Genomic DNA, 23,021 nt, shown 5'->3' on the forward strand with positions numbered 1-23,021 from the left:
GGCGCGGCCGGCGTACCATAGCGTTTTTGTTGTTTTAGCGAGAGTGGATCGTCATGCCCGTATTGCGCCGCACCAAAATTGTCGCCACCCTGGGACCTTCGACTTCGACGCCTGAACGCATAGAAGCGCTGATCCGCGCGGGTCTGGACGTGGCCCGCCTGAACTTCTCGCACGGCAGCGCGGACGACCATCGCGAGCGCGCCCGCATGGTGCGCGAGATCGCCGCCAAGCAGGGCCGCTTCGTCGCCATCATGGGCGACCTGCAAGGCCCCAAGATCCGCATTGCACGCTTCAAGGACAAGCTGGTCCAACTGCAGATCGGACAGCCGTTCACGCTGTCGCGCGTGCATCCCAAGGAAGAGGGCACGGCCAGCATCGTCGGCATCGATTACCCCGAACTGGTGCAGGACTGCCGCGTCGGCGATGAGCTGCTGCTGGATGACGGCCGCGTGGTGCTGGTGGTGGACAGCGTCGAAGGCGACGAGGTCCACACCACCGTCACCGTGGGCGGTCCGCTGTCGAACAACAAGGGCATCAACCGCCGCGGCGGCGGCCTGTCCGCGCCCAGCCTGACCGACAAGGACCGCGTCGACATCAAGCTGGCCGCCGAGATGGAACTGGACTACGTGGCCGTGTCGTTCCCGCGCTATGGCAGCGATATCGATGAGGCGCGCACGCTGCTGGCGGCCGCCGGCAGCCAGGCGTGGATCATCGCCAAGATCGAACGCGCCGAAGCCGTGGCCGACGACGAGGCGCTGGACGCGCTGATCCGCGCCAGCGACGGCGTGATGGTGGCGCGCGGCGACCTCGGCGTGGAGGTGGGCGATGCCGAACTCGTCGGCATCCAGAAGCGCATCATCCAGCACGCCCGCACGCTGAACAAGGTCGTCATCACCGCGACGCAGATGATGGAGTCGATGATCTCCAGCCCCATGCCCACGCGCGCCGAAGTGTCCGACGTGGCCAACGCGGTGCTGGACTACACCGACGCCGTCATGCTGTCGGCGGAAAGCGCATCGGGCCAGTATCCCGTGGAAACCGTGCAGGCCATGGCCCGCGTCTGCCTGGGCGCGGAAAAGCACCCGACCTCGACCAAGTCGCATCACCGCCTGGGCGAGACCTTCACCCGTTGCGACGAGACCATCGCGCTGGCGGCCATGTACGCGGCCAACCATTTTCCCGGCGTCAAGGCCATCATTTCGCTGACCGAAAGCGGTCACACGCCGCTGATCATGTCGCGCATCCGCTCGGGCGTGCCTATCTACTGCTACAGCCCGCACAGCATCACGCAAAACCGCGTGGCCATGTTCCGCGGCGTCTACACGATTCCGTTCGCGCCGTCGGACTACGAGCCTGCCGACCTGAGCAACGCCGCCATCGATGAGCTGCGCAAGCGCAACCTGGTGCAGACCGGAGACTGGGTGATCCTGACCAAGGGCGACTTCTACCGCGACAGCGGTGGCACCAACGGCATGAAGATCCTGCTGGTGGATTGATACGGCGGGGCAGGAGCGCCGCCCTGGCGCTCCTTGCCGCGCGGCGGGTTTCAGCCGAAGAACCAGTAGCACACGCCGATGGCCGCCAGCACGCCGGCCAGGTCGGCAATCAGGGCGCAGCCCACCGCGTGGCGCGCCCGCAATATGCCCACCGATCCGAAGTACACCGCCAGCACGTAAAAGGTGGTCTCGGTGCTGCCCTGGACCACCGCGGCCAGCAGCGCGGGGAAGCTGTCCACGCCGAAATGCGTCATGGTTTCCAGCATCATGGCGCGCGCCGCGCTGCCCGAGAATGGCTTGACCAGCGCGGTAGGCAGGGCATCCACGAAGCGCGTGTCCCATCCCGCTTGCACCGCCAGCCAGCGGATGCCGTCCAGCAGGAAATCCAGCGCGCCCGATGCGCGCAGCACGCCCACCGCGCAGAGCATCGCGACCAGATAGGGCAGCAGGCTCTTGGCGATGTCGAAGCCTTCCTTGGCGCCTTCGATGAAGGCCTCGTAGACCGGCACCTTCTTCCAGGCGCCCGCCACCAGGAAGGCGATCAGGATGCCGAACAGGACCAGATTGCCCAGCAGCGACGACAGCGAGGCGATGGCCGCCGCCGACATGCTGGCCAGCAGCGCCATGAATCCGCCCATGAGCAGCGCCGTGCCGCCCAGCCACAGCATCACGACCGGATCGATCAGGCGCAGGCGCTGGCAGGCCGCCACGGCCAGGAAACCTGCCAGGGTCGATGCGCTGGTGGCCAGCAGGATCGGCAGGAACACCAACGTCGGGTCCGGCGCGCCCTGCTGCGCGCGGAACATGAACAGCGTCACCGGCAGCAGGGTCAGCGATGACGCATTCAGCACCAGGAACAGTATCTGCGCGTTGCTGGCGGTTTCGGGCGTGGGATTGAGCGACTGCAGTTCGCGCATGGCGCGCAGGCCGATGGGCGTGGCGGCGTTGTCCAGGCCCAGTCCGTTGGCGGCGAAGTTCAGCGTGATCAGACCGATGGCCGGGTGGTTGCGCGGCACGCCGGGCATCAGGCGCGCGAACAGCGGTCCCAGCACGCGCGCCAGTTTTTCCACCAGGCCAGCGCCCTCGGCGATGCGCAGAAAGCCCAGCCACAGCGTCAGCGTGCCGAACAGCAGCACCATCACTTCCACCGACACGCGCGCCATGTCGAACAGGCTGGCGACCATCATGCGGAAGACATCGGGGTCGCCGATGACCAGCCAGCGGTACAGCGCCGCCGCGGCCGCGGTAAGGAAAAAGCCCAGCCAGAGTTTGTTCAGCATGCGGAGACTGCCCGGATAGCGATGGATTGCGCGCTGCGCGCCGAGGCCCATTGTCGCAGAGTCGGCAGGCCGCAGCTTGGCCCGACGCCGCCAATTCTGGTACTTTGACCTGATACGCCCTGGGGCCTGGGGCCATAACAGTGAGGAAAACTCATGGACTTCAACGCATGGCGCCGGCGCCGCATCTCGGAACCCGCTTACCGCTGGGCGCGCAACGCACTGCCCGCCATGTCGGCGACGGAGCGCGAAGCCATCGAGGCCGGCGACACCTGGTGGGATGCTGATCTGTTCACCGGCAATCCCGACTGGCGCAAGCTGCTGGACGTGCCGGCGGCCACGCTGACCGCGGACGAGCAGCGCTTCATAGACGGCCCGCTGGCGCGGCTTTGCGCCATGCTGGACGAATGGGACATCACCTGGAACCGGCGCGATCTGCCGCCCGAGGTATGGGACTTCCTGAAGGCCGAACGCTTCTTCGGCATGATCATTCCGCGGCGCTACGGCGGCCTGGGCTTTTCGCCCTATGCGCACTCCGAGGTCGTGCGGCGCATTTCGGCCTACTCCATCACCGCGGGCGTCACCGTCATGGTGCCCAATTCGCTGGGCCCCGGCGAATTGCTGATGCAGTTCGGCACGCCGGCGCAGCGCGACTACTGGCTGCCGCGGCTGGCCGACGGCCGCGAGGTGCCATGCTTCGGCCTGACCAGCCCCGAGGCCGGTTCGGACGCCGCGTCCATGGTGGACACGGGCGTGGTCTGCCGCCAGGTGATCGACGGGCGCGAACTGATCGGCATCCGGCTGAACTGGCACAAGCGCTACATCACGTTGGGGCCGGTGGCGACGGTGCTGGGGCTGGCTTTCAAGCTATCGGACCCCGACGGCATCCTGGGCGGCGCCAAGGACATTGGCATATCGGTCGCGCTGGTGCCGACCGAAGCGCCCGGCGTGGAGATCGGGCGCCGCCACCTGCCCGCCATGCAGGTCTTCCAGAACGGCCCCAACCGCGGGCGCGACGTGTTCGTGCCGCTGGACGCGCTGATCGGCGGCGCCGAGCGCGCCGGGCATGGCTGGCAGATGCTGATGAGCGCGCTGGCGGCGGGGCGGGGCATTTCCTTGCCGTCTCTGTCGGCCGCGGCCGCCGTGATGTGCGCGCACACCACGGGAATGTATGCCCGCGTGCGCGAACAGTTCGGCATTCCCGTCGGCAAGTTCGAGGGCGTGCAGGAAGGGCTGGCCCGGCTGGCGGGCAATGCCTATCTGGTCGAAGCCGCCAGGCGCTTGACCTGCGCCGCGCTGAACCAGGGCGTCAAGCCGGCAGTGGTCTCGGGCATCATGAAGTACCACGCCACCGAGCGCATGCGCGGCTCGGTCAACGACGCGATGGACATCCATGCCGGCCGCGCCGTCATCGACGGTCCCAGCAATTACCTGGGCGCGCTGTACCGCGCCGTGCCCATCGCCATCACGGTCGAGGGCGCCAACATCCTGACGCGCAACCTGATCATCTTCGGCCAGGGCGCGATCCGCGCCCATCCCTATCTGATGCCGGAAATCCTGGCGCTGGGCAACCCCGACGAAGACCGTGGCATGGAGGTCTTCCACGACGTGTTCTGGCGGCATCTGCGCCACACAGGCATCAACGCGCTGCGGGCCATCGGCCGCGCCTGGACTGGCGGGGTGCTGGCGCCTGCGCCTTCATCCGGTCCCGTGGCCGGCCACTACCGGCGGCTGGGCCGCTATGCCTCGGGCTTCGCGCTGCTGGCCGATGCCACGCTGGCGCAGCTGGGCGGAGGCCTGAAGCGCCGGGAAATGATCTCCGCCCGCCTGGGCGACATCCTGTCCGAACTGTATCTGCAGTCGGCGGTGCTCAAGCGCTGGGAAGACGAGGGCCGCAAGCACGACGATCTGCCGCTGGTGCAGTGGTGCCTGGAGCAGGGCTACGCCAGCATCGAGAAAAGCATGGATCAGGTCCTGCGCAATCTGCCGGGCCGCGTGTTGTCGTGGGGACTGCGCGCGGCCATCCTGCCGCTGCGCCTGGCCAAGGGGCCGAGCGACGCCTTGACCCGGGAATGCGCTGAACTGCTGCTCAAGCCTTCGCCCACGCATGTGCGCCTGGCGGCCGACCTGCATCGCGACGCCGGCGCTGCCGGCGACGATCCGGTAGGCCTTCTGACCCGCGCCTTCGCGCTGGCGGACGCCGTGCAGCCGCTGCGCGACCGCCTGCGCCAGTCCGGCGTGCGCGATTGGCGCGAAGCCCATCAGCGCGGCGCCATTACCGACGCGCAGGCGGCCTCGCTGGAAGAGGCCGAAGCCCTGGTCTCGCGGGTGTTGCAGGTGGACGATTTCGCGCCCGAGGAGTTGTCGCCGCAGGCCGCCAAGGCGGACTCCGGCGAGGCTTAGAGTAGGGACGCAAGCCCCCGCAAGGCGGGAGCGGGGCCTTAGTCGTCCTGATTCGGATCCATGTCCGGGAACAGGATTTCAGTGAACCCGAATTTGCTGAAGTCCTGGATGCGCGACGGGTAGAGCCGGCCGATCAGGTGATCGCATTCGTGCTGCACCACCCGGGCATGAAAACCCTCGGCCTCGCGTTCGATGAGCTGGCCGTAGGGATCTCGCCCGCTGTAGCGGATGCGGCGGTAGCGCGGCACCACACCGCGCAGGCCCGGCACCGACAGGCAGCCTTCCCAGCCGTCTTCCATCTCGTCCGACAGCGGCGTGATGACGGGATTGCACAGGATGGTCTGCGGCACGGCGGGGGCGTCGGGATAGCGCTCGTTGCGGTCAAAGCCGAAGATCACCAGCTGCAGATCCACGCCGATCTGCGGCGCGGCCAGGCCCACCCCTTGCGCGGCGGCCATGGTTTCGAACATGTCGTCGATCAGCGCATGCAACTCGGGCGTGTCGTAGCGCTCCACGGGCGCGGCCACGCGCAGCAGCCGCGGGTCGCCCATTTTCAGGATGGTGTGGATCATTGAGGTGTCTTCCTGGCTTTGGCCGCGCGGGGCTCAGTCCTGGCGGCCCTTTTTCTGGATGAACTCGATCTTGTAGCCGTCGGGGTCTTCGACAAAGGCGATGACCGTCTTGCCGTGCTTCATCGGGCCGGCTTCGCGCGTGACCTTGCCGCCTTTTTCCTTGACCTTGTCACAGGCTTCGTAGGCGTTGTCCACTTCCAGGGCGATGTGGCCGTAGCCGGTGCCCAGGTCGTACTTGTCCGTGTCCCAGTTGTGGGTCAGTTCGATGACGGCGCCTTCGGATTCGTCCTGGTAGCCGACGAAGGCCAGCGTGAACTTGCCTTCGGGGTAGTCGTTGCGGCGCAGGACGCGCATGCCGAGCACATTGGTGTAGAAGTCGATGGACTTGTCGAGATTGCCGACTCGCAGCATGGTGTGGAGCATACGCATGGGATGGTTTCCTTAAGCGGTGAGGGGGAACGGGAAGAATCCGCCGTTGCCGGCGGCTTCCCGGGTGATGCCGATGTCGCGCAGCGCGCCGCCCATGGCGTCGACTGCCTGCCGCATCTGGTCTGGCCCGAAGGCGCCGATGCAGCCGACCCGGAACGAAGGTTGTTCGGTGTTGTAGAAGTTGCTGAGCACGTAGCCGCGGCGCTTGAGGGCGTCCACGAACAATTGCAGGTTCCAGGTCGGCGCATCCGGGGCGCGGACGTTGACGACGATGGGCCCCTGCAGCGCGGGCGGCAGGTAAGGCGCCAGGCCCAGTTCCCTGACGCCATCATATAGCGTGTGCATGTTGGCGGTGTAGCGCGCCAGGCGGGCTTCGCGGCCTTCTTCGCGGTGCAGCTCCAGCGCCACGGCCAGCGCGGCCAGCGTGGGCGCGGGCGGCGTGAAACGCGGGCCGGCATTGGGCTGCTGGCTTTGCTGGTAGATGTCGGCCAGGTCCAGCGACCAGCTGCCGGCGATGCCGCGCGCCGCTTCCAGGCTGTCGCGCCGCGCCACCACGAAGGCGGCGCCGGGCATGCCTTCCAGGCACTTGTTGGCCGTCAGCACCACTGCCTCCACGGCGGGCAGGGCGTGCAGCTCCAGGGGCAGCGCGCCGAAGGCGGATACGGCGTCGACGATGACGCGGCGGCCCAGCGCATGCGCGATGCGCGCGAGTTCGGGCACGTCGTGGCAGATGCCGCTGCCGGTTTCGCTGTAGACCAGCGCCAGGTGCGTGAGCGTGGGATCCTGTTCCAGCGCCTGCGCGACCGCTTGCGGATCGATCCGCTCTGTGGGGCCTACGGGCAGCGGCACGGCGACGCGGCCGGCATCGCCGGCCAGCTTTTGCAGGCGGGCGGCGTAGGCGCCGGTGGAGGGCGCCAGCAGGCGGCCGCCGGCGGGGATGAAGCTGCGGATGGCGGCTTCCACCGCGAAGTGGCCGCAGCCCGGCAGCGCCAGCGCGGCGTGCTCGTCGGGCGACGCCTGCGCCGCCCGCAGGACGCCATCGCAGACCTGCCGGTAGGTCTGACGGAAATCGTTGTCCCACGGTGCATAGTCTTGCGCCATGGCGGCCTTCACCCGCGCGTCGGTCGTGACCGGGCCCGGAATCAGCAGCAACATTTTCGTGTCTCCAGAATGCTTCAGAACTGAGGCAAGGATGCGGGGTCGTGACGTCGCAGGATGTTCTTGGCGTCTTCGAAATCGGGCAGGATCTGCCCCACTTCGCGCCAGAAGTCCTGACTGTGGTTCATTTCGCGCAAATGGGCAAGCTCGTGGGCGATGACGTAGTCGATGATGGCGGGCGCGAAATGGATCAGGCGCCAGTTCAGCATGATGTTGCCGTCGCTGGTGCAGGAGCCCCAGCGGGTGGCGGCCGACGACAGGCGCCAGCGCCGGATCTTCAGGCCGCTGACTTGCAGGAAGTGGGCCAGGCGCGCGCCGAACCAGGCGCCGGCGCGCTGCTGCAGCCAGGCTTGGGCCGAATCGCGGATGCGGCCCTGGTCCGCCGAGGACGGCAGCGCCAGCCACAGGGTGTCGCCGTCCTGGGGGGCGTCGGCATCGCCCGACAGGCTGGCCTGGCGGCTGTCGCCGCCCACGCCGATCACGATGCGCTTGCCCAGGTAGGGCAGTTCGCCTCCCGGCTGCCAGCGCGTATGCGCCATGGCCAGCTGCTGCTTGCGGGCATGCCATTCGCGCAGCTTGGTCAGGATCCAGCGGGCCTTCTCGCGCACGGCGTCGTCCACCTGCGTCAGCGTCACCCAGTTCGGGGCGGTGACGCGCAAGCCGTCGTCAGTGATCACGAAGCCTATGCTGCGGCGGCGCGAGCGCAGCAGCACGAAGCCGATGGACTGCTGCTCGGTCGCGACCTCGCGCCAACGCGCGCCGGGCGGCAGCGGGTCGGGGCAGGGCGTGGGGACGAGCGAGGCCGCGTTGGGCGACAGCGTCAGCAGCGGTTCGCCCGCAGGGGCGGCGGCCGGCGGCAGATCGGGGAAGAGGGGCTTGGGCGGGACCGGCTTGGGCGAGGCCGCCTCAGGCGCGGCCGGAGCCTTTGGCGCGGCGTTCAGCGGCGGCGCGCCCGTGGGCGCGTCGTGCTGCTGTTCGTCGAACAGGAGTTCGAGCTGATCAGTGCTGGCCATACCTTTCTGGATTGAGACGCCGCATTTCCCCTTCGATCCAGTCCTGAACCTTTTTGTTCAGTTCCTCGGGGGAGAGTCCCTTGGATTCTATCGCGGGACCGATGGACACGGTAACCATGCCCGGATACTTCACGAAGGCGTTGCGGCGCCAGCATTCGCCGGCATTATGCGCCACGGGGATGACGACCGCGCCGGTGCGCGAGGCCAGCAGCGCGCCGCCCATCTTGAAGCGGCCGGTCTTGCCGGGCGGCACGCGGGTGCCCTCGGGGAACAGCAGGGGCCAGCGGCCTTCGTCCAGGCGCGTCTGGCCTTGCTTGACCACTTGATCGAAGGCATCGCGACCCTTGGCGCGGTCGATCGGGATCATGCGCAGCAGCGCCAAGCCCCAGCCGAAGAACGGCACCATGTGCAGTTCCTTCTTGTAGACGAAGCAGACTTCGCGCGGCATGTGGGCCGGGAAGAACAGCGTTTCCCAGGCCGACTGGTGCTTGGACAGCAGCACCGCCGGGCCGTCGGGCAGGTTTTCCCAGCCCTTGACCTGCCAGCGGATGCCGCAGAAGAAGCGCGCGCCCCAGATGGCCAGGCGCGGCCAGCCCACGGTCAGCTTGTAGCGCCAGTGCAGCGGCAGCGGCGCCCACAGGATGCAGGCGAAGGCATAGGGAATGACCGTGACGGCCAGGAACAGGAAGTACAGCAGCGAACGTAGGCGGGCCATTGGATCAATGGTCCTGCAGCAGCGCGTCGACCACGGCCGACAGGTCGTCGCAGACGCGGGTGTTGTCAGGCAAACCGCCCTTGGCCAGCGTTTTCTTGCCGTTGCCGGTCAGCACCAGCCAGGGCGAGCAGCCGACCGACGACGAGGCCTGCAGGTCGCGCAGCGAATCGCCCACCGCCGGCACGCCAGCCAGGTCGACGTCGTAGCGGTGTCCGATCTGTTCGAACATGCCGGGCTTGGGCTTGCGGCAGGAGCAATTGTCATCGGGGCCGTGTGGGCACATGAAGACCGCGTCGATACTGCCGCCAGCGGCGGCCAGTTCGCGGCGCATCTTGGTATGGATGGCCGTCAGGGTGTCCATGTCGAACAGGCCGCGCGCCAGGCCCGACTGGTTGGTGGCGACCACCACCTTCCAGCCCGCCTGCGTCAGCCGGGCGATGGCCTGCAGGCTGCCGGGCAGGGCGATCCATTCGTCCGGATTCTTGACGAACGAATCGCTGTCCTGATTGATGACGCCGTCGCGGTCTAGGATGATGAGTTTCACTGTGCCAGCCTGGAGATGTCAGCGACCTGGTTCATCAGGCCATGCAACTGGCCCAGCAGGGCCAGCCGGTTGGCGCGCACGGCCGGGTCTTCGGCCATGACCATGACGTCGGCAAAGAAGGCGTCCACGGCTTCGCGGACCTGGGCCAGCGTGCTCAGGCTGCCGGCGAAGTCGCCCGCGGCCAGTTGCGCCTCGGCCTTCGGGCGCAGCGCGGAAACGGCGGCGGCCAGGGCCTTTTCAGCCGGTTCCACGAGCGCGGCATCGTTCACCGCGCCGATCTCGCCTTCGGCCTTCTTGAGCAGGTTGCCGATGCGCTTGTTGGCGGCGGCCAGGCTGGCGGCCTCGGGCAGCTGCGCAAAGGCGGCGGCCGCGCGCACGCGCTCGGCCACCTGGTGCAACGGCGGGGTCAGCGCGATCACGGCTTCGACGGCATTGCGGTCGAAGTCATTGATCAGCTGGTTGCGGTAGCGTTCGTAGATGAAGGCGCGGACTTCGGCCAGCGTGTCGGCGGGGATCTTGCCGGCGGGGAAGGTCCCTGCGGCCAGTTCCAGCAGGCCGTCCAGCGACAGGGGGCCGGCCTCGCTGATCTTGAGCCAGCCGCCTGCGGCCAGTTGTTCGAAGGCGCTGATCAGGCCCAGCGCGGCGCGGCGCAGGCCGAAGGGGTCGCGCTCGCCGGTGGGCGCCAGGCCGATGGCCCAGATGCCGACCATGGTTTCCACGCGCTCGGCGATGAACAGGGTGGCCGCGGTCAGCGTGTCGGCGGTGACGGGCGCGTCGTAGCGGTTGCGGTACTGCGTGCGCAGGGCCTGCACCACGCTGTCGGGCTCGCCGTCGCCGGCCGCGTAGTAGGCGCCCATGACGCCTTGCAGCTCGGGGAATTCGCCCACCATGTTCGAGCCCAGGTCGGCCTTGGCCAGCATGGCCGCGCGGTCGGCGGCGGAGACGTCGCCGCCCAGTTGCTCGGCCACGCCGCGGGCGATGGCGCGCACGCGCTCCACGCGTTCCAGCTGGGTGCCCAGCTTGTTGTGGTAGACGATCGAGCCCAGTTGTTCGACGCGCGCCGCCAGCGGCGTCTTGCGGTCGGTTTCGAAGAAGAACTGCGCATCGGCCAGGCGCGGGCGCACCACGCGCTGGTTCCCTTCAATGATGTTCACCGGATTGTCGGTGTGCATGTTGCTGACGATCAGGAAGCGGTGCGTCAGGCGGCCGGTAGCCGGATCGAACAGCGGGAAGTATTTCTGGTTCAGCCGCATGGTCAGGATCAGGCATTCCTGCGGCACTTGCAGGAACTGCTCTTCGAACTGGCCCACGTAGACGGTTGGGTGTTCGACCAGGGCCGTGACTTCGTCCAGCAGCGCGGCCACTTCGGGATCGTCGCCCAGGGTGGCGTTCAGGCGGCCGGCATGGTCCAGCAACTGGCGCTGGATCTCGTCGCGGCGACCTTCGAACGAGGCCACCACGCGGCCCTTTTCGGCCAGGGTGGCGGCGTAGGCGTCGGCGTCGGCGAAGGATACGGGGCCCGCGCTCATGAAGCGGTGGCCGAGCGTGTCGCGGCCGGCGGCCAGGCCCAGCGCGGACACCGGCACCACGTCGGCGCCGAACAGCGCGACCAGGCCGTGCGCCGGACGCACGAACTTGACGGTGGTGACGCCGTCGGCCAATTGGTAGCGCATGACCTTGGGAATGGGCAGGCCGTTGATGGCGGCGTCGATGCCTTCCTGCAGGCCGGCGGCCAGCTGGGCGCCGGGAGCGGTGCCGCGCGCGACCAGGTAGTCCTGCTTGCCGTCGGATTCACGTTCCAGGGTCGACAGGTCGATGTTCTCAAGGCCCTTGGCGGCCAGCTTCTTCTGCAGCGCGGGCGTGGCCTGGCCGTCTTCGGTCAGGCCGATCTTCACCGGCATCAGCTTTTCGGCATAGGGCTGGTCGGGCGCCTGAGCCAGCACGGCGGACAGGTGCACGGCCAGTCGGCGCGGCGTGGAATACGCGGTGGCGGCGCAGCCGGCGGCCAGCAGGCCGTGGCGCTCCAGCGTGGCGCGCACGCCTTCGGCAAAGGCCTGGCCCAGCCTCTGCAGGGCCTTGGGCGGGAGTTCTTCGGTCAGCAGTTCGACCAGCAGCGGGCGGATGTTCGTCGTCATTTATGCAGCCTCCCCGGCGGCCTTGTCGCGGCCCAGCATGGGAAAGCCCAGTCGTTCGCGGGAATCGTAGTAGGCCTGCGCGACGGCGCGCGACAGGTTGCGGATGCGGCCGATGTAGGCGGCGCGCTCGGTGACGCTGATCGCGCCGCGCGCGTCCAGCATGTTGAACGTGTGCGCGGCCTTCAGCGCGGCCTCGTAGGCGGGCAGCGCCAGCGGCACGTCCATCAGGCGCTTGGCCTCGGCTTCGTAGTCATTGAAGTGCGAGAACAGCATCTCGGCCGACGAATGCTCGAAGTTGTAGGTGGACTGTTCCACTTCGTTCTGGTGGAACACGTCGCGATACAGCACGCGGTTGCCGTTGGCGCCTTCGGTCCAGACCAGGTCGTACACGCTTTGCACGTCCTGCAGGTACATGGCCAGGCGTTCCAGGCCGTAGGTGATTTCGCCGGTGGTCGGCGTGCAGTCCAGGCCGCCCACTTGCTGGAAGTAGGTGAACTGGGTGACTTCCATGCCGTTCAGCCAGACTTCCCAGCCCAGGCCCCAGGCGCCGAGGGTGGGGTTCTCCCAGTCATCCTCTACGAAGCGGATGTCGTGCTGGGTGGGATCGATGCCCAGCGCCTTGAGCGAACCGATGTACAGGTCCAGGATTTCCGGAGGCGCGGGCTTCAACACGACCTGGTACTGATAATAGTGTTGCAGGCGGTTGGGGTTTTCGCCGTAGCGGCCGTCCTTGGGGCGGCGCGAGGGCTGCACGTAGGCGGCGCGCCAGGGCTCCGGGCCGATCGCGCGCAGGAACGTGGCGGTATGCGAGGTGCCGGCGCCGACTTCCATGTCGTAGGGTTGCAGCAGGGCGCAACCCTGCTTGTCCCAGTATTCCTGGAGCGTAAGGATGATTTGCTGAAAGGTGAGCATAGGATTCTTGGAATTCGGCCGCCGGGCAAGGCTTGCCCTGGGCGTGGGAAACCCGACATTTTAACTGGCCTGGGGCGGTCCGGTTCCCGAATGCCGGGCGGACGGTTACATCTGGGCCTTCGGGGCGGTCCGCAGGGGGACAGTGTGCCGCTGGTGGACGCCCCGCGGGCCTGTCGCTGCGCCTGGAAACCAATGATCGTATGATTCCAGGTTGCGTACCAAGTCTTATATAAAACCCGGAACCTGATTCCGAGAATTCCCGGAAGGAGCAGTCCCATGTCAGACCTGATCAAGGTAGAAGTCACCGACGGCATCCAGATCATCACGATCAACCGTCCCGAGGCCAAGAACGCCATCAACCTGGAGACCGCGCAGGCCATGGCCGCGGCGCTGGACCAGTTGGACAGCCGCGACGACATCCGCATCGGCATCCTGACGGGCGGCGGCGGCACGTTCTCGTCGGGCATGGACCTGAAGGCTTTCGCCAAGTCGGGGCAGCGTCCCTACGTGGAAGGCCGCGGCTTCGCGGGCCTGAACGAGCGGCCGCCCAAGAAGCCGCTGATCGCGGCGGTGGAAGGCTATGCGCTGGCCGGCGGCTGCGAAATGGCGCTGGCTTCCGACCTGATCGTGGCCGCCAGCAACGCCAAGTTCGGCCTGCCTGAAGTCAAGCGCGGCCTGGTGGCGGGCGCTGGCGGCATGCTGCGCCTGCCGCGCCGCCTGCCGTACCACATCGCCATGGAAGTGATCCTGACCGGCGAAATGTTGACGGCCGAGCGCGCCCATTCCTTCGGGCTGGTCAACCGCATCACCGAGCCGGGCGCCGCCCTGGCGGGCGCTCTGGAACTGGCCCGCGCCATCGTCGAGAACGGCCCGCTGGCGGTGCAGACCGCCAAGAGCATCGTGGCGCAGTCGGGCGACTGGGACCAGGCCAGCATGTTCGACCAGCAGCGTCCGCTGATTGCGCACATCTTTTCGTCCGCCGACGCCAAGGAAGGCGCGACCGCCTTCGCCGAGAAGCGCAAACCGGTCTGGCAAGGCAAATAGGAAATGCCCCCACGCCGCGCCCCTGCGGGGCTAGCTGCCCCCCGAGGGGGCGCTGTTTGCCTTGGGGCGGCCCGGCGGCAAAAATAGTTCTTTCTCCATCGCGGCGGGCTAGTCACGCCGGCCGCGTTTTCACGTTTTTCATCTAGACCCGATATCGCCATGTCAGTCATCATCAAAGAAGAAGACTTCATCCAGTCGATAGCCGATGGCATCCAGTTCATCAGCTACTACCACCCGGTCGACTACATCCGTCACCTGGCCCGCGCCTACGAGCGCGAGGAAAGCCCCGCCGCGCGCGACGCGATGGCCCAGATCCTGACCAACTCGCGCATGTGCGCCGAGGGCAAGCGTCCGCTGTGCCAGGACACGGGCATCGTCAATGTGTTCCTGAAGGTCGGCATGGGCGTGCGTTTCGAGACCAAGCGCACGCTGCAGGAACTCTGTGACGAAGGCGTGCGCCGCGGCTATCTGAACCCGGACAATCCTTTGCGCGCCTCGGTGCTGGACGATCCGCTGTTTGCGCGCAAGAACACGCGCGACAACACGCCCTGTATCCTGCACGTCGAGCTTGTCCCGGGCGACAAGGTCGACGTGCAAGTCGCTTCGAAGGGCGGCGGTTCGGAAAACAAGTCGAAGTTCGCGATGCTGAATCCGAGCGATTCGCTGGTGGACTGGGTGCTGAAGACGGTGCCGACGATGGGCGCGGGCTGGTGCCCGCCGGGCATGCTGGGCATCGGCGTCGGCGGCACGGCCGAGAAGGCCATGCTGATGGCGAAGCAGTCGTTGATGGAAGACATCGACATGTACGAGCTGCTGGCCCGCGGTCCGCAGAACAAGCTGGAAGAGCTGCGTATCGAGCTGTATGAGAAGGTCAACGCGCTGGGTATCGGCGCGCAGGGCCTGGGTGGTTTGACGACGGTGCTGGACGTCAAGATCAGCACGTTCCCGACGCACGCGGCGTCCAAGCCGGTGGCGATGATCCCGAACTGTGCGGCGACGCGCCACGCGCACTTCGAACTGGACGGCTCGGGCCCCGCTCGCCTGGATCCGCCGTCGCTGTCGGAGTGGCCGGAAGTGCACTGGGCGCCGGACTACAACAAGTCCAAGCAGGTGGACCTGAATACGCTGACCAAGGAAGAAGTGGCCAGCTGGAAGCCGGGCCAGACGCTGCTGCTGTCGGGCAAGATGTTGACGGGCCGCGATGCGGCGCACAAGCGTATCCAGGACATGCTGGCCAAGGGCGAGCCGCTGCCGGTGGATTTCAAGAATCGCGTCATTTACTACGTGGGTCCGGTGGATCCGGTGCGCGACGAAGTGGTCGGCCCGGCGGGTCCCACTACCGCTACGCGCATGGATAAGTTCACGGACATGATGCTGGAGCAGACGGGCCTGATCGCGATGATCGGCAAGTCGGAGCGCGGTCCGGTGGCTATCGAATCCATCAAGAAGCACAACTCGGCTTATCTGATGGCGGTGGGTGGCGCGGCTTACCTGGTGTCGAAGGCTATCCGTGGCGCGAAGGTGCTGGGTTTTGCGGACCTGGGCATGGAAGCCATCTACGAGTTCGACGTGAAGGACATGCCGGTGACTGTGGCGGTTGACGCTCAGGGTACCTCTGTCCATACCACGGGGCCCAAGGAATGGCAGGCCAAGATCGGGAAGATTCCTGTCGCTGTGGCTTGATTCCGTAGGCTGCGAGAAAAACGGCTGCCAGGGGACTGGTGGCCGTTTTTTTTGGCTTTAGTGCCTAGTGCTTCGTAGGTCGCCCGTCGGCGCGGGCGCCTGGGTGGCGAGCGCCCACGATTGCGGTCCGGAGCGTTCGCTCCGGACTGCCCCGTTGTCATCCTCGTCCTCGCCTTCGGCGACTCCTACGGATTCCCTCGGGCGCATCGAGGTTGCTCGCCACCCAGACGCCCGCGCCGACGGGCTACGAGTGTCTTGGACTGGTGCGCTACTGGAGCCGTGGTCGGGGGAGAGGCTTGATTTGCCCGTCATTATTGGCCGCCCGGGCGGCCAATAATGACATACGTGATTTATTTGATTGCTGTGGTGGCCGCTAGCGCGCATGCGGTGAGTGGCGTGTGGGGCTCATCGTCGTCCTGTGACTGGAGTCTTCGCTGTAGGCGCGGCCCTCGTCAGTTCGTCGTCTTTAATCCCTCGCGAAACACGGCGATCTCTTCTTGCGTCTTCCCCAGCACCTCCCGCAGCACTTCCTCCGTATGTTCCCCCAGCAGCGGCGGCGCGCGACGGTATTCCACCGGCGAGGCCGATAGCCGCAACGGGCTGGCTGTCACCGCCGCCATGCCGCCCGCCGGATGCGGCATATCGCGGCGCAGCTGACGCGCCAGCGCTTGCGGATGCGCCTGGGCCTGGGCGATATCGTTGATCGGCCCGCAGGGCACGCCCACGGCCTCGAGCTTGGCGATCCAGTCGTCGCGCTGGCCCTGGCGCATGATCTCGGTCAGCAGGCCGACCAGCAGCTCGCGGTTGGCCAGGCGCATGCGGTTGGTGGCGAAGCGCGGGTCGTCGCCCAGTTCGGGTGCGCCGATGGCGCGGCAGTATGCGCGGTACTGCGATTCATTGCCTGTGGCCACGATCAGGTGGCCGTCGCTGGCGGCGAACACCTGGTAGGGCACGACGTTCTGGTGGGCGTTGCCGGCGCGCTGGGGCGCCACGCCGGAGTTGAAGTAGTTCGAGTTCTGGTTGGCCAGCAGGGCGACGTGGCTGTCCAGCAGGGCGATGTCCAGGTGCTGGCCCAGGCCGCTGTTGTGGCGTTCCTGCAGGGCGGCCAGGATGGCCACGGTGGCGTACATGCCGGTGACGATGTCGGTGACCGCCACGCCGGCTTTTTGCGGACCGCCGCCGGGCAGGTCGTCGCGTTCGCCGGTGATGCTCATCAGGCCGCCCATGCCCTGGATCATGAAGTCGTAGCCGGGGCGCTGCGCGTAGGGGCCGTCCTGGCCGAAGCCTGTGACGGAGCAATAGATCAGGCGCGGGTTGATCTGCTTCAGGCTGTCGTAGTCCAGGCCGTACTTGGCGAGGCCGCCCACCTTGAAGTTTTCGACCAGGATGTCGCTGGCGGCCGCCAGTTCGCGGATCAGCGCGGCGCCTGCGGGCGTGGCCATGTCGGCTTCGACGGAACGCTTGTTGCGGTTGGCGCTGAGGTAGTAGGCGGATTCCTCGGTGTCTTGGCCCGCGCCGTCCTTGAGGAACGGCGGGCCCCAGGCGCGGGTGTCGTCGCCGACGCGCGGGCGTTCGATCTTGATGACGTCGGCGCCCAGGTCGGCGAGGTTCTGCGTGCACCAGGGGCCGGCCAGGATGCGCGACAGGTCCAGTACGCGGATGCCGGTCAATGCGGGCGGGCGGTTCATGGCTTCAGCTCCGCGGTGCCGTGGCTCATGACAACCACGCCGCGTTCCAGCGCGCGGGCCTGGAAGCGGAGCTGGCCGTCGGGCAGGCGCCAGATGTCGCACTGCAGGGTTTCGCCGGGATACACCGGCGCCGAGAAGCGCGTGTTCAGGCTGACCAGGCGCGAGGCGTCGTAGCCGCAGCAGCTTTTGACGATGGCGTGCGCGACTACGCCGTAGGAGCACAGTCCGTGCAGGATGGGTTTGGGGTAGCCGGCCGCGCGTGCGACCTCGGGGTCTGCGTGCAGCGGATTGCGGTCGGCGTTCAGCCGGTACAGCAGGGCGGCGCTGGCGGGGATGCGGATTTCGCAGCTCAGGTCAGGGGCGCCGTCGGGCGCTGCGGGCAGGGCGGCGGGGCTGTCGTCTCCCTGTCCGAAGCCGCCGTCGCCGCGGCAGAAGGTGCTTTGGCGCAGGGTGGCGAGGCAGGCGCCGTCTTCGCCGTGCAAGGTGCGTTCGGTGATGATGATGGCGCCCTTGTCGGCGCCCTTGTCGATCACGTGCGTGTTGCGGCTTCTGCCGGTGACCACGCCCGCCGCCGGCAGGGGCGCATGCATGGTCAGCCGTTGTTCTCCGTGGACCACGCGTACCCAGTCGATGCCGGCGCGCGGATCCTGGACCCAGAAGCCCGGATAGCCCAGCACCACGCTCATGGTGGGGAAGGATTGCAAGCCTTTTTCGTACACGTAGCGCAACTGGCCGGCGTCTTCGGGGTCTTGCCCCAGGCCTATGCCCAGGGCGTACAGCATGGTGTCTTTTTCGTCGTAGCGCTGGCGGACTTCGTCGAAGCGCCAGTTCTTCACGGTTGCGTAGTCCAGGGGCATGGCGGCCTCAGATGGGATCCCAGTCGATGACGTCAGGCGAACGCTCCAACGCGTAGAAGTGCTTGCGCATGGCGGGCACGGCGATCTCGGCGATGCGCTCGGGCGTCCAGCCTTCGCCGTGGTGCACGGTGCGCAGCGGGCGCGGCTGGCTCATCAGCATGATCTCGTTGGCGCGCACCGCGAAGATCTGCGCGGTGACCTCGCTGGCCGCGTCGCTGGCCAGATAGACGGCCATGGGCGCGACCTTGCCGGCTTCCATCTTCTTCAGCTTTTCGACGCGGGCTTTTTCTTCGTCGGTTTCGGCGGGAATGGAGCTGGTCATGCGGCTCCATGCGAACGGCGCGATGCAGTTGGAGCGCACGTTGTAGCGCGCCATGTCCAGCGCGATGGATTTCGACAGGGCCACGATGCCCAGCTTGGCCGCCGCGTAGTTGGCCTGGCCAAAGTTTCCGATCAGTCCGGACGTGGAGGTCATGTGCACGAACGCGCCGGACTCCTGTTCGCGAAAGTAGGGCGCCGCCGCGCGACTCATGAAGAAGGAGCCGTTCAGGTGCACGCCCAGCACCTGACTCCATTCCTCTTCGCTCATCTTGTGGAAAACCCGGTCGCGCAGATTGCCGGCATTGTTGACCACGGCATCGATGCGGCCGAAGGCGTCGATTGCCGTCTGCACGCAGCGGCTGGCGCTGTCGTACGCGGCCACGCTGTCGGTGTTGGCGACGGCCTGGCCGCCCGCCGCGACGATCTCCTTGACGACCGCTTGCGCGGGGCCATCCGCGCCGCCTTCGCCGGTGAGCGATACGCCGATGTCGTTCACCACCACCTTGGCGCCGGCCTGCGCCATGGCCAGTGCAATGCTGCGGCCGATGCCGCCGCCCGCGCCAGTCACGATCACCACTTTTCCGGAAACTATGCCGCTCATTGAAGCTGACTCCTGTGCTGCGGCGCGCGCGCCGTGTGGAAAACAGTTCCGCATCGAACGCTCTGGTTCGAGGGGATGCACCATGGTAGATTCGACGAGGCATGCGAAGAATTCAAAATTAGATATGCCCCCCTTCTGCGTGGTGGAACATGAGACACGATCTGACGGACCTGCGTTTGTTTCTGAACGTGGGGGAAACACTCAATCTGACCCGGGCTGCGGAACGCACCTTCCTGTCCCTGCCGGCGGCAAGCGCGCGGGTGAAGAACATGGAAGAGGCCTTCAAAGCCCGGCTACTGGTGCGCATGGCCACGGGCGTGGCGCTGACGCCGGCGGGCGAGGTGCTGCTCAAGCATGCGAACGCCGTGTTCCGCCAGCTGGAATGCCTGAACGCGGACCTGCAGCCCTATGCCAGCGGCCTGAAGGGACGCCTGCGCCTGCTGGCCAACACCACGGCCACCAATTCGTTCCTGGCCGACGCCTTGTCCACGTTTCTTGCGGAAAACCCTGACGTGGACGTGGAACTGGAAGAAAAAATATCTGGCGATATCGTCATCGCCATACGCGCAGGCCAGGGAGACCTGGGGCTGGTGGCGGGCAATATCGACGTGTCGGGCCTGGACGTCACGCCGCTGTTCCGCGATGAGCTCACCGTGGTCACGTCGCTGGACCACCCGCTGGCGGCCACGGAGTCCGCGCATTTCGCCGACTTGGTCGATGCCTACCAGTTCGTCGGCATCCATCCCGACAGCGCCATCCAGACCTTCCTGGAAGATATCGCCAGCGGCCTGGGCAAGCGCATCTGCCAGCGCGTGCACGTGGGTAGCTTCGAGGCCGTGTGCCGCATGGTGGAGGCGGGCGCGGGGATCGCGGTGGTGCCGCGCGCCTGCGCGGCGCGCTACAGCCGTCCGGATGCGCTGCACGTGCTCAAGCTGGATGACCCCTGGGCGTTGCGCGACCGTCTGCTGTGCCGCCAGCGCGGCCGCGACCTGCCCAGTTTCGCGGAATGCTTCATCGAACATGTGCAGCGTGCGGCCCGCGGCCTGTAGCGCGTTCCGAAGAGGGGCTTTTGCAAATATGTAGCGGTAGCTCCGCAGGTTCGGCAAATAATAAAAAAGGCGTCAGGCAGCAGTCCTAGAGCTTGGCCGCCCATAAAACCGAGAACCAGGAGACTGCCGTGACCGATCTACTACGCCGCCGCGCCGTTGCGCGGCTGGGCGCCGCGTGCGCCGCCGCCGCGCTGCCCGCGCTGTTCCCCAAGATGGCCCGCGCCGCCGCCTGGCCGGCGCATGCCGTGAACTTCATCGTGCCGTTTCCTGCGGGCGGCCCCGTGGACACGACCGCGCGCTTCACCACGCAGCCGCTGGGGCAGCTGTGGTCGGTGCCCACGGTGGTCGACAACAAGTCGGGCGCTGGCGGCATCGTGGGCGCGCAGTTCGCGGCCAAGTCCGAGCCCGACGGCTACAACTATTTTTTTGCCTCCATCCACCATGCGGTGCTGCCCAGCCTGCGCGGCAATCTGAGCTACGACATTACGCGGGACTTCGTGCCGGTCGGCATGGCGGCGGTGTTTCCCATCGTGCTGGTGGTGAACGCGACGCTGCCCGTGAATTCGGTCAGCGAGCTGATCGCCTATGCCAAGGCCAATCCGGGCAAGCTCTCGTTCAGCTCGTCAGGCACGGGCGGCGGCACGCACCTGGCCGGCGAGTTGTTCAACGCCATGGCCGGCGTGCGCATCCAGCACGTGCCCTACCGCGGCAGCGCGCCCGCCATGCAAGACCTGCTGGGCGGACAGGTGCAGGTGATGTTCGCCGACGGTCCATCCGCCGTGCCGCATCTGAAGGGCGGCAAGGTGCGTGCGCTGGGGGTAGGCAATCCCACGCGTTCCAGCATGCTGCCCGACGTGCCTACCATCGCCGAGTCCGGTCTGCCAGGCTACGAGGCATACTCGTGGAGCGGCGTGATGGCGCCCAAAGGCACCCCGCCCGACATCGTGAAACGCGTGAATGCGGATCTCGTGAAGGTTCTGTCTGACCAAGCCACCGCGCAGGGCATGATCGCCGCAGGCGCCGAGCCCAAGCCCGGCACCCCAGAACAGTTCGGCGAGTTCGTCCGCGATGAAATCGCGAAATGGCGCGACGTCATCAAGACCGCCAACATCAAGCTGGACTAAAGCCGGCGCAGGGCTTCGCGCGCGGCGAGATATTCGGATTCCAGCTGATCCACCAGCATCGCGGCAGGCAGGATTTCCTGCGCCGCGCCCACGCCCTGGCCCGCGCTCCACACATCCTTCCAGGCCTTGGGCCGCGAACTCTTGTCCATGTTCGCGGGCGGGGCTACGCCGTTCCTGGCAAGCTCCAGGGGATCCAGGCCGGCTGCCCGGATGCTGGCCGACAGGTAGTTCGCGGGCACGCCCGAGAAGTAGGGCGTGTAGGTCACGTCTGCCGCCTGCGCCTGCAGCACCATTTCGCGATAGGCGTCGCCGGCCAGCGATTCCTGCGTCGCGATGAAGCGTGTACCCATGTAGGCGAAGTCGCAGCCCAGCACCTGCGCGGCCAAAATGTCCTTGCCGTGGCTGATGCAGCCGGACAGCGCCAGCGGGCCGTCGTAGAAGGCGCGGATCTCGTTGACCAGCGCGAATGGGCTGATCTGCCCTGCATGGCCGCCTGCGCCCGCCGCCACCAGGATCAGGCCGTCGACCCCGGCGTCCAGCGCGCGCTTGGCGTGCCGCACATTGGTGACGTCATGGAATACCAGCCCGCCATAGCCGTGCGCGGCGGCCACCACGGCTTCGGGGGCATGCAGCGAGGTGATGATGAGCGGCACGCGGCGCTCGGCGCAGATGGCCAGATCGCCCTGCCAACGCTGATTGCTGGGGTGGACGATCAGGTTGACGCCATAGGGCGCGATTTGCGCGTCGGGTGCGGCCTGGCGCTTCGCGGCCAGGCCGTTCTCGATGCGCGTGAGCCAGTCGTGCAGCTGCTCCTGCGGACGGGCGTTGAGCGACGGAAAGGTGCCGATGATCCCCGCCGCGCATTGCGCCACCACCAGGTCCGGTCCGGAGACCAGGAACATGGGGGCGCCGATGACGGGGAGGCGGGTGTGGGCGTGCAGCGCGAGCGGGGGATTCATCTGGATGCTCCGGTGGTACTCAATTGGCCTGGATGTTGGCGCTTTGGATGACGTCGGACCACAAGGCGTATTCACGGTCGATGCGCGATTGCAGCGCCTTGGAGTCGCCGGTGTTGATGGTGTAGCCGCCATCGGTCATGGCCTGGCGGAAGGCCGGATCGCTGGAGACTTCGTTCAGCGCGCGGGTCAGGCGGGCCGCGACGGCGTCGGGCAGTTTCTTCGGCCCAACCAGCGCGTACCAGCCGACCACTTCGTAGTCCTTCATGCCGGCTTCGACCATGGTGGGCACGTCGGGCAGTTCGGGGTTGCGGGTCTTGGACGTGACCGCCAGGGCGCGCGCTTTGCCGCTCTTGACGAAGGGGATGGCGGTGCTGGTGATGTCGAACATGAAGGTGATCTTGCCGCTGATCACATCGACCATGGCAGGCGAGTTGCCGCGGTAGGGCACGTGCAGCATGGGCGCGCCCGCCTGCTTCTTCAGCAGCTCGGCCGACAGGTGGTTGGACGCGCCGATGCCGGCGGAACCGAACGACACGGCATCCGGATGGGCGCGGGCGTAGGTGACCAATTCGCTGACGTTCTTGGCTGGGATCTGCGGGCCGATCAGCAGAACGTTGGCGTAGTCCACCACCAGCCCGATCAACGAGAAGTCCTTGCGCGGATCGAACAGCGTGCTGCGCTGTACCAGCGGCGACATGGTGAGGGTGGGGCTGGCGGCGAAGCCCAGCATGTAGCCGTCGGGCGCGGCCTTGGCGGTGGCGTCGGAGGCGATCATGCCGCTGGCGCCGGCGCGGTTTTCCACCACCACGGACTGGCCCAGCTTGTCGCCCAGGTACTTGGCGAAGACGCGGGCGGTGGTGTCCACAGGGCCGCCGGGGGCATAGCCCACCAGCAGCCGGATGGGGCGTTCGGGATAGGCGTCGGCCCAGGCGTTTGAGGCCGTGGCCAGCGCCGCCGTGGCGGCGGCCGCGGCGAGCAGGGTCTTGATGTTCACGCTGTAGTCTCCTTGTGGGTAAGTGGCGGGTCGTGCAGCGGAACAGC

At 67.1% G+C, this 23,021-nt stretch carries 20 protein-coding genes; 6 read left to right on the plus strand and 14 right to left on the minus strand.

Going from position 1 to position 23,021, the window contains the following annotated elements:
* Positions 1–53: 53 nt before the first annotated feature.
* A complete protein-coding gene (gene pyk, locus HV793_RS19500; RefSeq protein WP_054457531.1) occupies positions 54–1,496 on the plus strand; it encodes a pyruvate kinase in 1,443 nt (480 codons plus the stop codon).
* 50 nt (positions 1,497–1,546) lie between these two features.
* Here the strand turns inward: pyk and HV793_RS19505 are convergent, their stop codons facing one another.
* Entirely contained in the window at positions 1,547–2,776 is a 1,230-nt protein-coding gene (locus HV793_RS19505) for a nucleoside recognition domain-containing protein (RefSeq protein ID WP_175181095.1), read from the minus strand.
* Positions 2,777–2,929: 153 nt separating this feature from the next.
* Between HV793_RS19505 and HV793_RS19510 the strand changes: the two genes are divergently transcribed.
* Entirely contained in the window at positions 2,930–5,176 is a 2,247-nt protein-coding gene (locus tag HV793_RS19510; protein WP_125473211.1) for an acyl-CoA dehydrogenase, read from the plus strand.
* A 38-nt stretch (positions 5,177–5,214) separates the two neighbouring features.
* Here HV793_RS19510 and def read toward each other — a convergent pair whose 3' ends face one another.
* The 8 genes from def to glyQ are packed head-to-tail and all read right to left on the minus strand — an operon-like array spanning position 5,215 to position 12,654.
* The gene (def, locus tag HV793_RS19515; protein WP_054457527.1) at positions 5,215–5,748 is read right to left on the minus strand and encodes a peptide deformylase; all 534 of its coding nucleotides are present in this window, start codon (positions 5,746–5,748) and stop codon (positions 5,215–5,217) included.
* A gap of 33 nt (positions 5,749–5,781) precedes the next feature.
* Complete coding sequence (gloA, locus tag HV793_RS19520; RefSeq protein ID WP_054457526.1) at positions 5,782–6,177, minus strand: lactoylglutathione lyase; 396 nt, start codon at positions 6,175–6,177, stop codon at positions 5,782–5,784.
* 12 nt (positions 6,178–6,189) lie between these two features.
* Complete coding sequence (locus HV793_RS19525) at positions 6,190–7,332, minus strand: 2-aminoethylphosphonate--pyruvate transaminase (protein ID WP_175213808.1); 1,143 nt, start codon at positions 7,330–7,332, stop codon at positions 6,190–6,192.
* A 20-nt stretch (positions 7,333–7,352) separates the two neighbouring features.
* Positions 7,353–8,348, minus strand: a complete 996-nt coding sequence (locus HV793_RS19530) for a M48 family metallopeptidase (RefSeq protein ID WP_175213809.1) — start codon at positions 8,346–8,348, stop codon at positions 7,353–7,355.
* The gene (locus tag HV793_RS19535; RefSeq protein WP_054457522.1) at positions 8,335–9,063 is read right to left on the minus strand and encodes a lysophospholipid acyltransferase family protein; all 729 of its coding nucleotides are present in this window, start codon (positions 9,061–9,063) and stop codon (positions 8,335–8,337) included. The genes HV793_RS19530 and HV793_RS19535 overlap by 14 nt, the downstream gene beginning before the upstream one ends.
* Positions 9,064–9,067: 4 nt before the next feature.
* The gene (gene gmhB / locus HV793_RS19540) at positions 9,068–9,607 is read right to left on the minus strand and encodes a D-glycero-beta-D-manno-heptose 1,7-bisphosphate 7-phosphatase (RefSeq protein ID WP_054457520.1); all 540 of its coding nucleotides are present in this window, start codon (positions 9,605–9,607) and stop codon (positions 9,068–9,070) included.
* The gene (glyS, locus tag HV793_RS19545; protein WP_175163783.1) at positions 9,604–11,742 is read right to left on the minus strand and encodes a glycine--tRNA ligase subunit beta; all 2,139 of its coding nucleotides are present in this window, start codon (positions 11,740–11,742) and stop codon (positions 9,604–9,606) included. Before glyS ends, gmhB begins: the two co-directional genes overlap by 4 nt.
* On the minus strand, positions 11,743–12,654 hold the full coding sequence (gene glyQ / locus HV793_RS19550; RefSeq protein WP_025136700.1) for a glycine--tRNA ligase subunit alpha: 912 nt from the start codon (positions 12,652–12,654) through the stop codon (positions 11,743–11,745). It lies immediately after the preceding gene.
* Positions 12,655–12,930: 276 nt separating this feature from the next.
* Here glyQ and HV793_RS19555 point away from each other — a divergent pair, with 276 nt between their 5' ends.
* Positions 12,931–13,698, plus strand: a complete 768-nt coding sequence (locus tag HV793_RS19555) for a crotonase/enoyl-CoA hydratase family protein (protein ID WP_054457517.1) — start codon at positions 12,931–12,933, stop codon at positions 13,696–13,698.
* A gap of 159 nt (positions 13,699–13,857) precedes the next feature.
* Positions 13,858–15,381, plus strand: a complete 1,524-nt coding sequence (locus HV793_RS19560; protein ID WP_054457515.1) for a fumarate hydratase — start codon at positions 13,858–13,860, stop codon at positions 15,379–15,381.
* 452 nt (positions 15,382–15,833) lie between these two features.
* On the opposite strand, the gene HV793_RS19565 is transcribed toward HV793_RS19560, so the two are convergent.
* From HV793_RS19565 to HV793_RS19575, 3 genes are read right to left on the minus strand one after another with little or no spacing between them, the layout of a single operon-like run.
* The gene (locus HV793_RS19565) at positions 15,834–17,069 is read right to left on the minus strand and encodes a CaiB/BaiF CoA transferase family protein (protein ID WP_054457513.1); all 1,236 of its coding nucleotides are present in this window, start codon (positions 17,067–17,069) and stop codon (positions 15,834–15,836) included.
* A complete protein-coding gene (locus HV793_RS19570) occupies positions 17,066–17,926 on the minus strand; it encodes a MaoC family dehydratase (RefSeq protein WP_125473203.1) in 861 nt (286 codons plus the stop codon). The genes HV793_RS19565 and HV793_RS19570 overlap by 4 nt, the downstream gene beginning before the upstream one ends.
* 7 nt (positions 17,927–17,933) lie before the next feature.
* Positions 17,934–18,848 carry an SDR family NAD(P)-dependent oxidoreductase gene (locus HV793_RS19575; RefSeq protein ID WP_054457509.1) on the minus strand — a complete coding sequence of 305 codons (915 nt, stop codon included), beginning with the start codon at positions 18,846–18,848 and terminating at the stop codon, positions 17,934–17,936.
* Positions 18,849–18,997: 149 nt separating this feature from the next.
* Between HV793_RS19575 and HV793_RS19580 the strand changes: the two genes are divergently transcribed.
* Positions 18,998–19,897, plus strand: coding sequence for a LysR family transcriptional regulator (locus HV793_RS19580; RefSeq protein ID WP_054457503.1), 900 nt, complete (start codon positions 18,998–19,000; stop codon positions 19,895–19,897).
* 128 nt (positions 19,898–20,025) lie between these two features.
* Positions 20,026–21,021 carry a tripartite tricarboxylate transporter substrate binding protein gene (locus HV793_RS19585; protein ID WP_054457501.1) on the plus strand — a complete coding sequence of 332 codons (996 nt, stop codon included), beginning with the start codon at positions 20,026–20,028 and terminating at the stop codon, positions 21,019–21,021.
* On the opposite strand, the gene HV793_RS19590 is transcribed toward HV793_RS19585, so the two are convergent.
* Together HV793_RS19590 and HV793_RS19595 are read right to left on the minus strand one after the other, a co-directional pair.
* Entirely contained in the window at positions 21,018–21,980 is a 963-nt protein-coding gene (locus HV793_RS19590) for an NAD(P)H-dependent flavin oxidoreductase (RefSeq protein ID WP_175213810.1), read from the minus strand. The genes HV793_RS19585 and HV793_RS19590 overlap by 4 nt on opposite strands.
* Before the next feature lie 19 nt (positions 21,981–21,999).
* Entirely contained in the window at positions 22,000–22,974 is a 975-nt protein-coding gene (locus HV793_RS19595) for a Bug family tripartite tricarboxylate transporter substrate binding protein (RefSeq protein WP_175181103.1), read from the minus strand.
* Positions 22,975–23,021: the final 47 nt, after the last annotated feature.

This window comes from Achromobacter aegrifaciens, assembly GCF_902859965.1.
Lineage (GTDB): Bacteria > Pseudomonadota > Gammaproteobacteria > Burkholderiales > Burkholderiaceae_B > Achromobacter > Achromobacter aegrifaciens.

Bases quoted from the DNA above. Each gene is read 5' to 3' on its own strand.
- HV793_RS19590 (WP_175213810.1), bottom strand. From the start codon at position 21,980: ATGAATCCCCCGCTCGCGCTGCACGCCCACACCCGCCTCCCCGTCATC.
- HV793_RS19505 (WP_175181095.1), bottom strand. From the start codon at position 2,776: ATGCTGAACAAACTCTGGCTGGGCTTTTTCCTTACCGCGGCCGCGGCG.
- HV793_RS19555 (WP_054457517.1), top strand. From the start codon at position 12,931: ATGTCAGACCTGATCAAGGTAGAAGTCACCGACGGCATCCAGATCATC.
- HV793_RS19530 (WP_175213809.1), bottom strand. From the start codon at position 8,348: ATGGCCAGCACTGATCAGCTCGAACTCCTGTTCGACGAACAGCAGCAC.
- HV793_RS19510 (WP_125473211.1), top strand. From the start codon at position 2,930: ATGGACTTCAACGCATGGCGCCGGCGCCGCATCTCGGAACCCGCTTAC.
- HV793_RS19565 (WP_054457513.1), bottom strand. From the start codon at position 17,069: ATGAACCGCCCGCCCGCATTGACCGGCATCCGCGTACTGGACCTGTCG.
- HV793_RS19535 (WP_054457522.1), bottom strand. From the start codon at position 9,063: ATGGCCCGCCTACGTTCGCTGCTGTACTTCCTGTTCCTGGCCGTCACG.
- HV793_RS19525 (WP_175213808.1), bottom strand. From the start codon at position 7,332: ATGTTGCTGCTGATTCCGGGCCCGGTCACGACCGACGCGCGGGTGAAG.
- HV793_RS19575 (WP_054457509.1), bottom strand. From the start codon at position 18,848: ATGAGCGGCATAGTTTCCGGAAAAGTGGTGATCGTGACTGGCGCGGGC.
- HV793_RS19560 (WP_054457515.1), top strand. From the start codon at position 13,858: ATGTCAGTCATCATCAAAGAAGAAGACTTCATCCAGTCGATAGCCGAT.
- HV793_RS19580 (WP_054457503.1), top strand. From the start codon at position 18,998: ATGAGACACGATCTGACGGACCTGCGTTTGTTTCTGAACGTGGGGGAA.
- pyk (WP_054457531.1), top strand. From the start codon at position 54: ATGCCCGTATTGCGCCGCACCAAAATTGTCGCCACCCTGGGACCTTCG.
- glyS (WP_175163783.1), bottom strand. From the start codon at position 11,742: ATGACGACGAACATCCGCCCGCTGCTGGTCGAACTGCTGACCGAAGAA.
- def (WP_054457527.1), bottom strand. From the start codon at position 5,748: ATGATCCACACCATCCTGAAAATGGGCGACCCGCGGCTGCTGCGCGTG.
- glyQ (WP_025136700.1), bottom strand. From the start codon at position 12,654: ATGCTCACCTTTCAGCAAATCATCCTTACGCTCCAGGAATACTGGGAC.
- HV793_RS19570 (WP_125473203.1), bottom strand. From the start codon at position 17,926: ATGCCCCTGGACTACGCAACCGTGAAGAACTGGCGCTTCGACGAAGTC.
- gloA (WP_054457526.1), bottom strand. From the start codon at position 6,177: ATGCGTATGCTCCACACCATGCTGCGAGTCGGCAATCTCGACAAGTCC.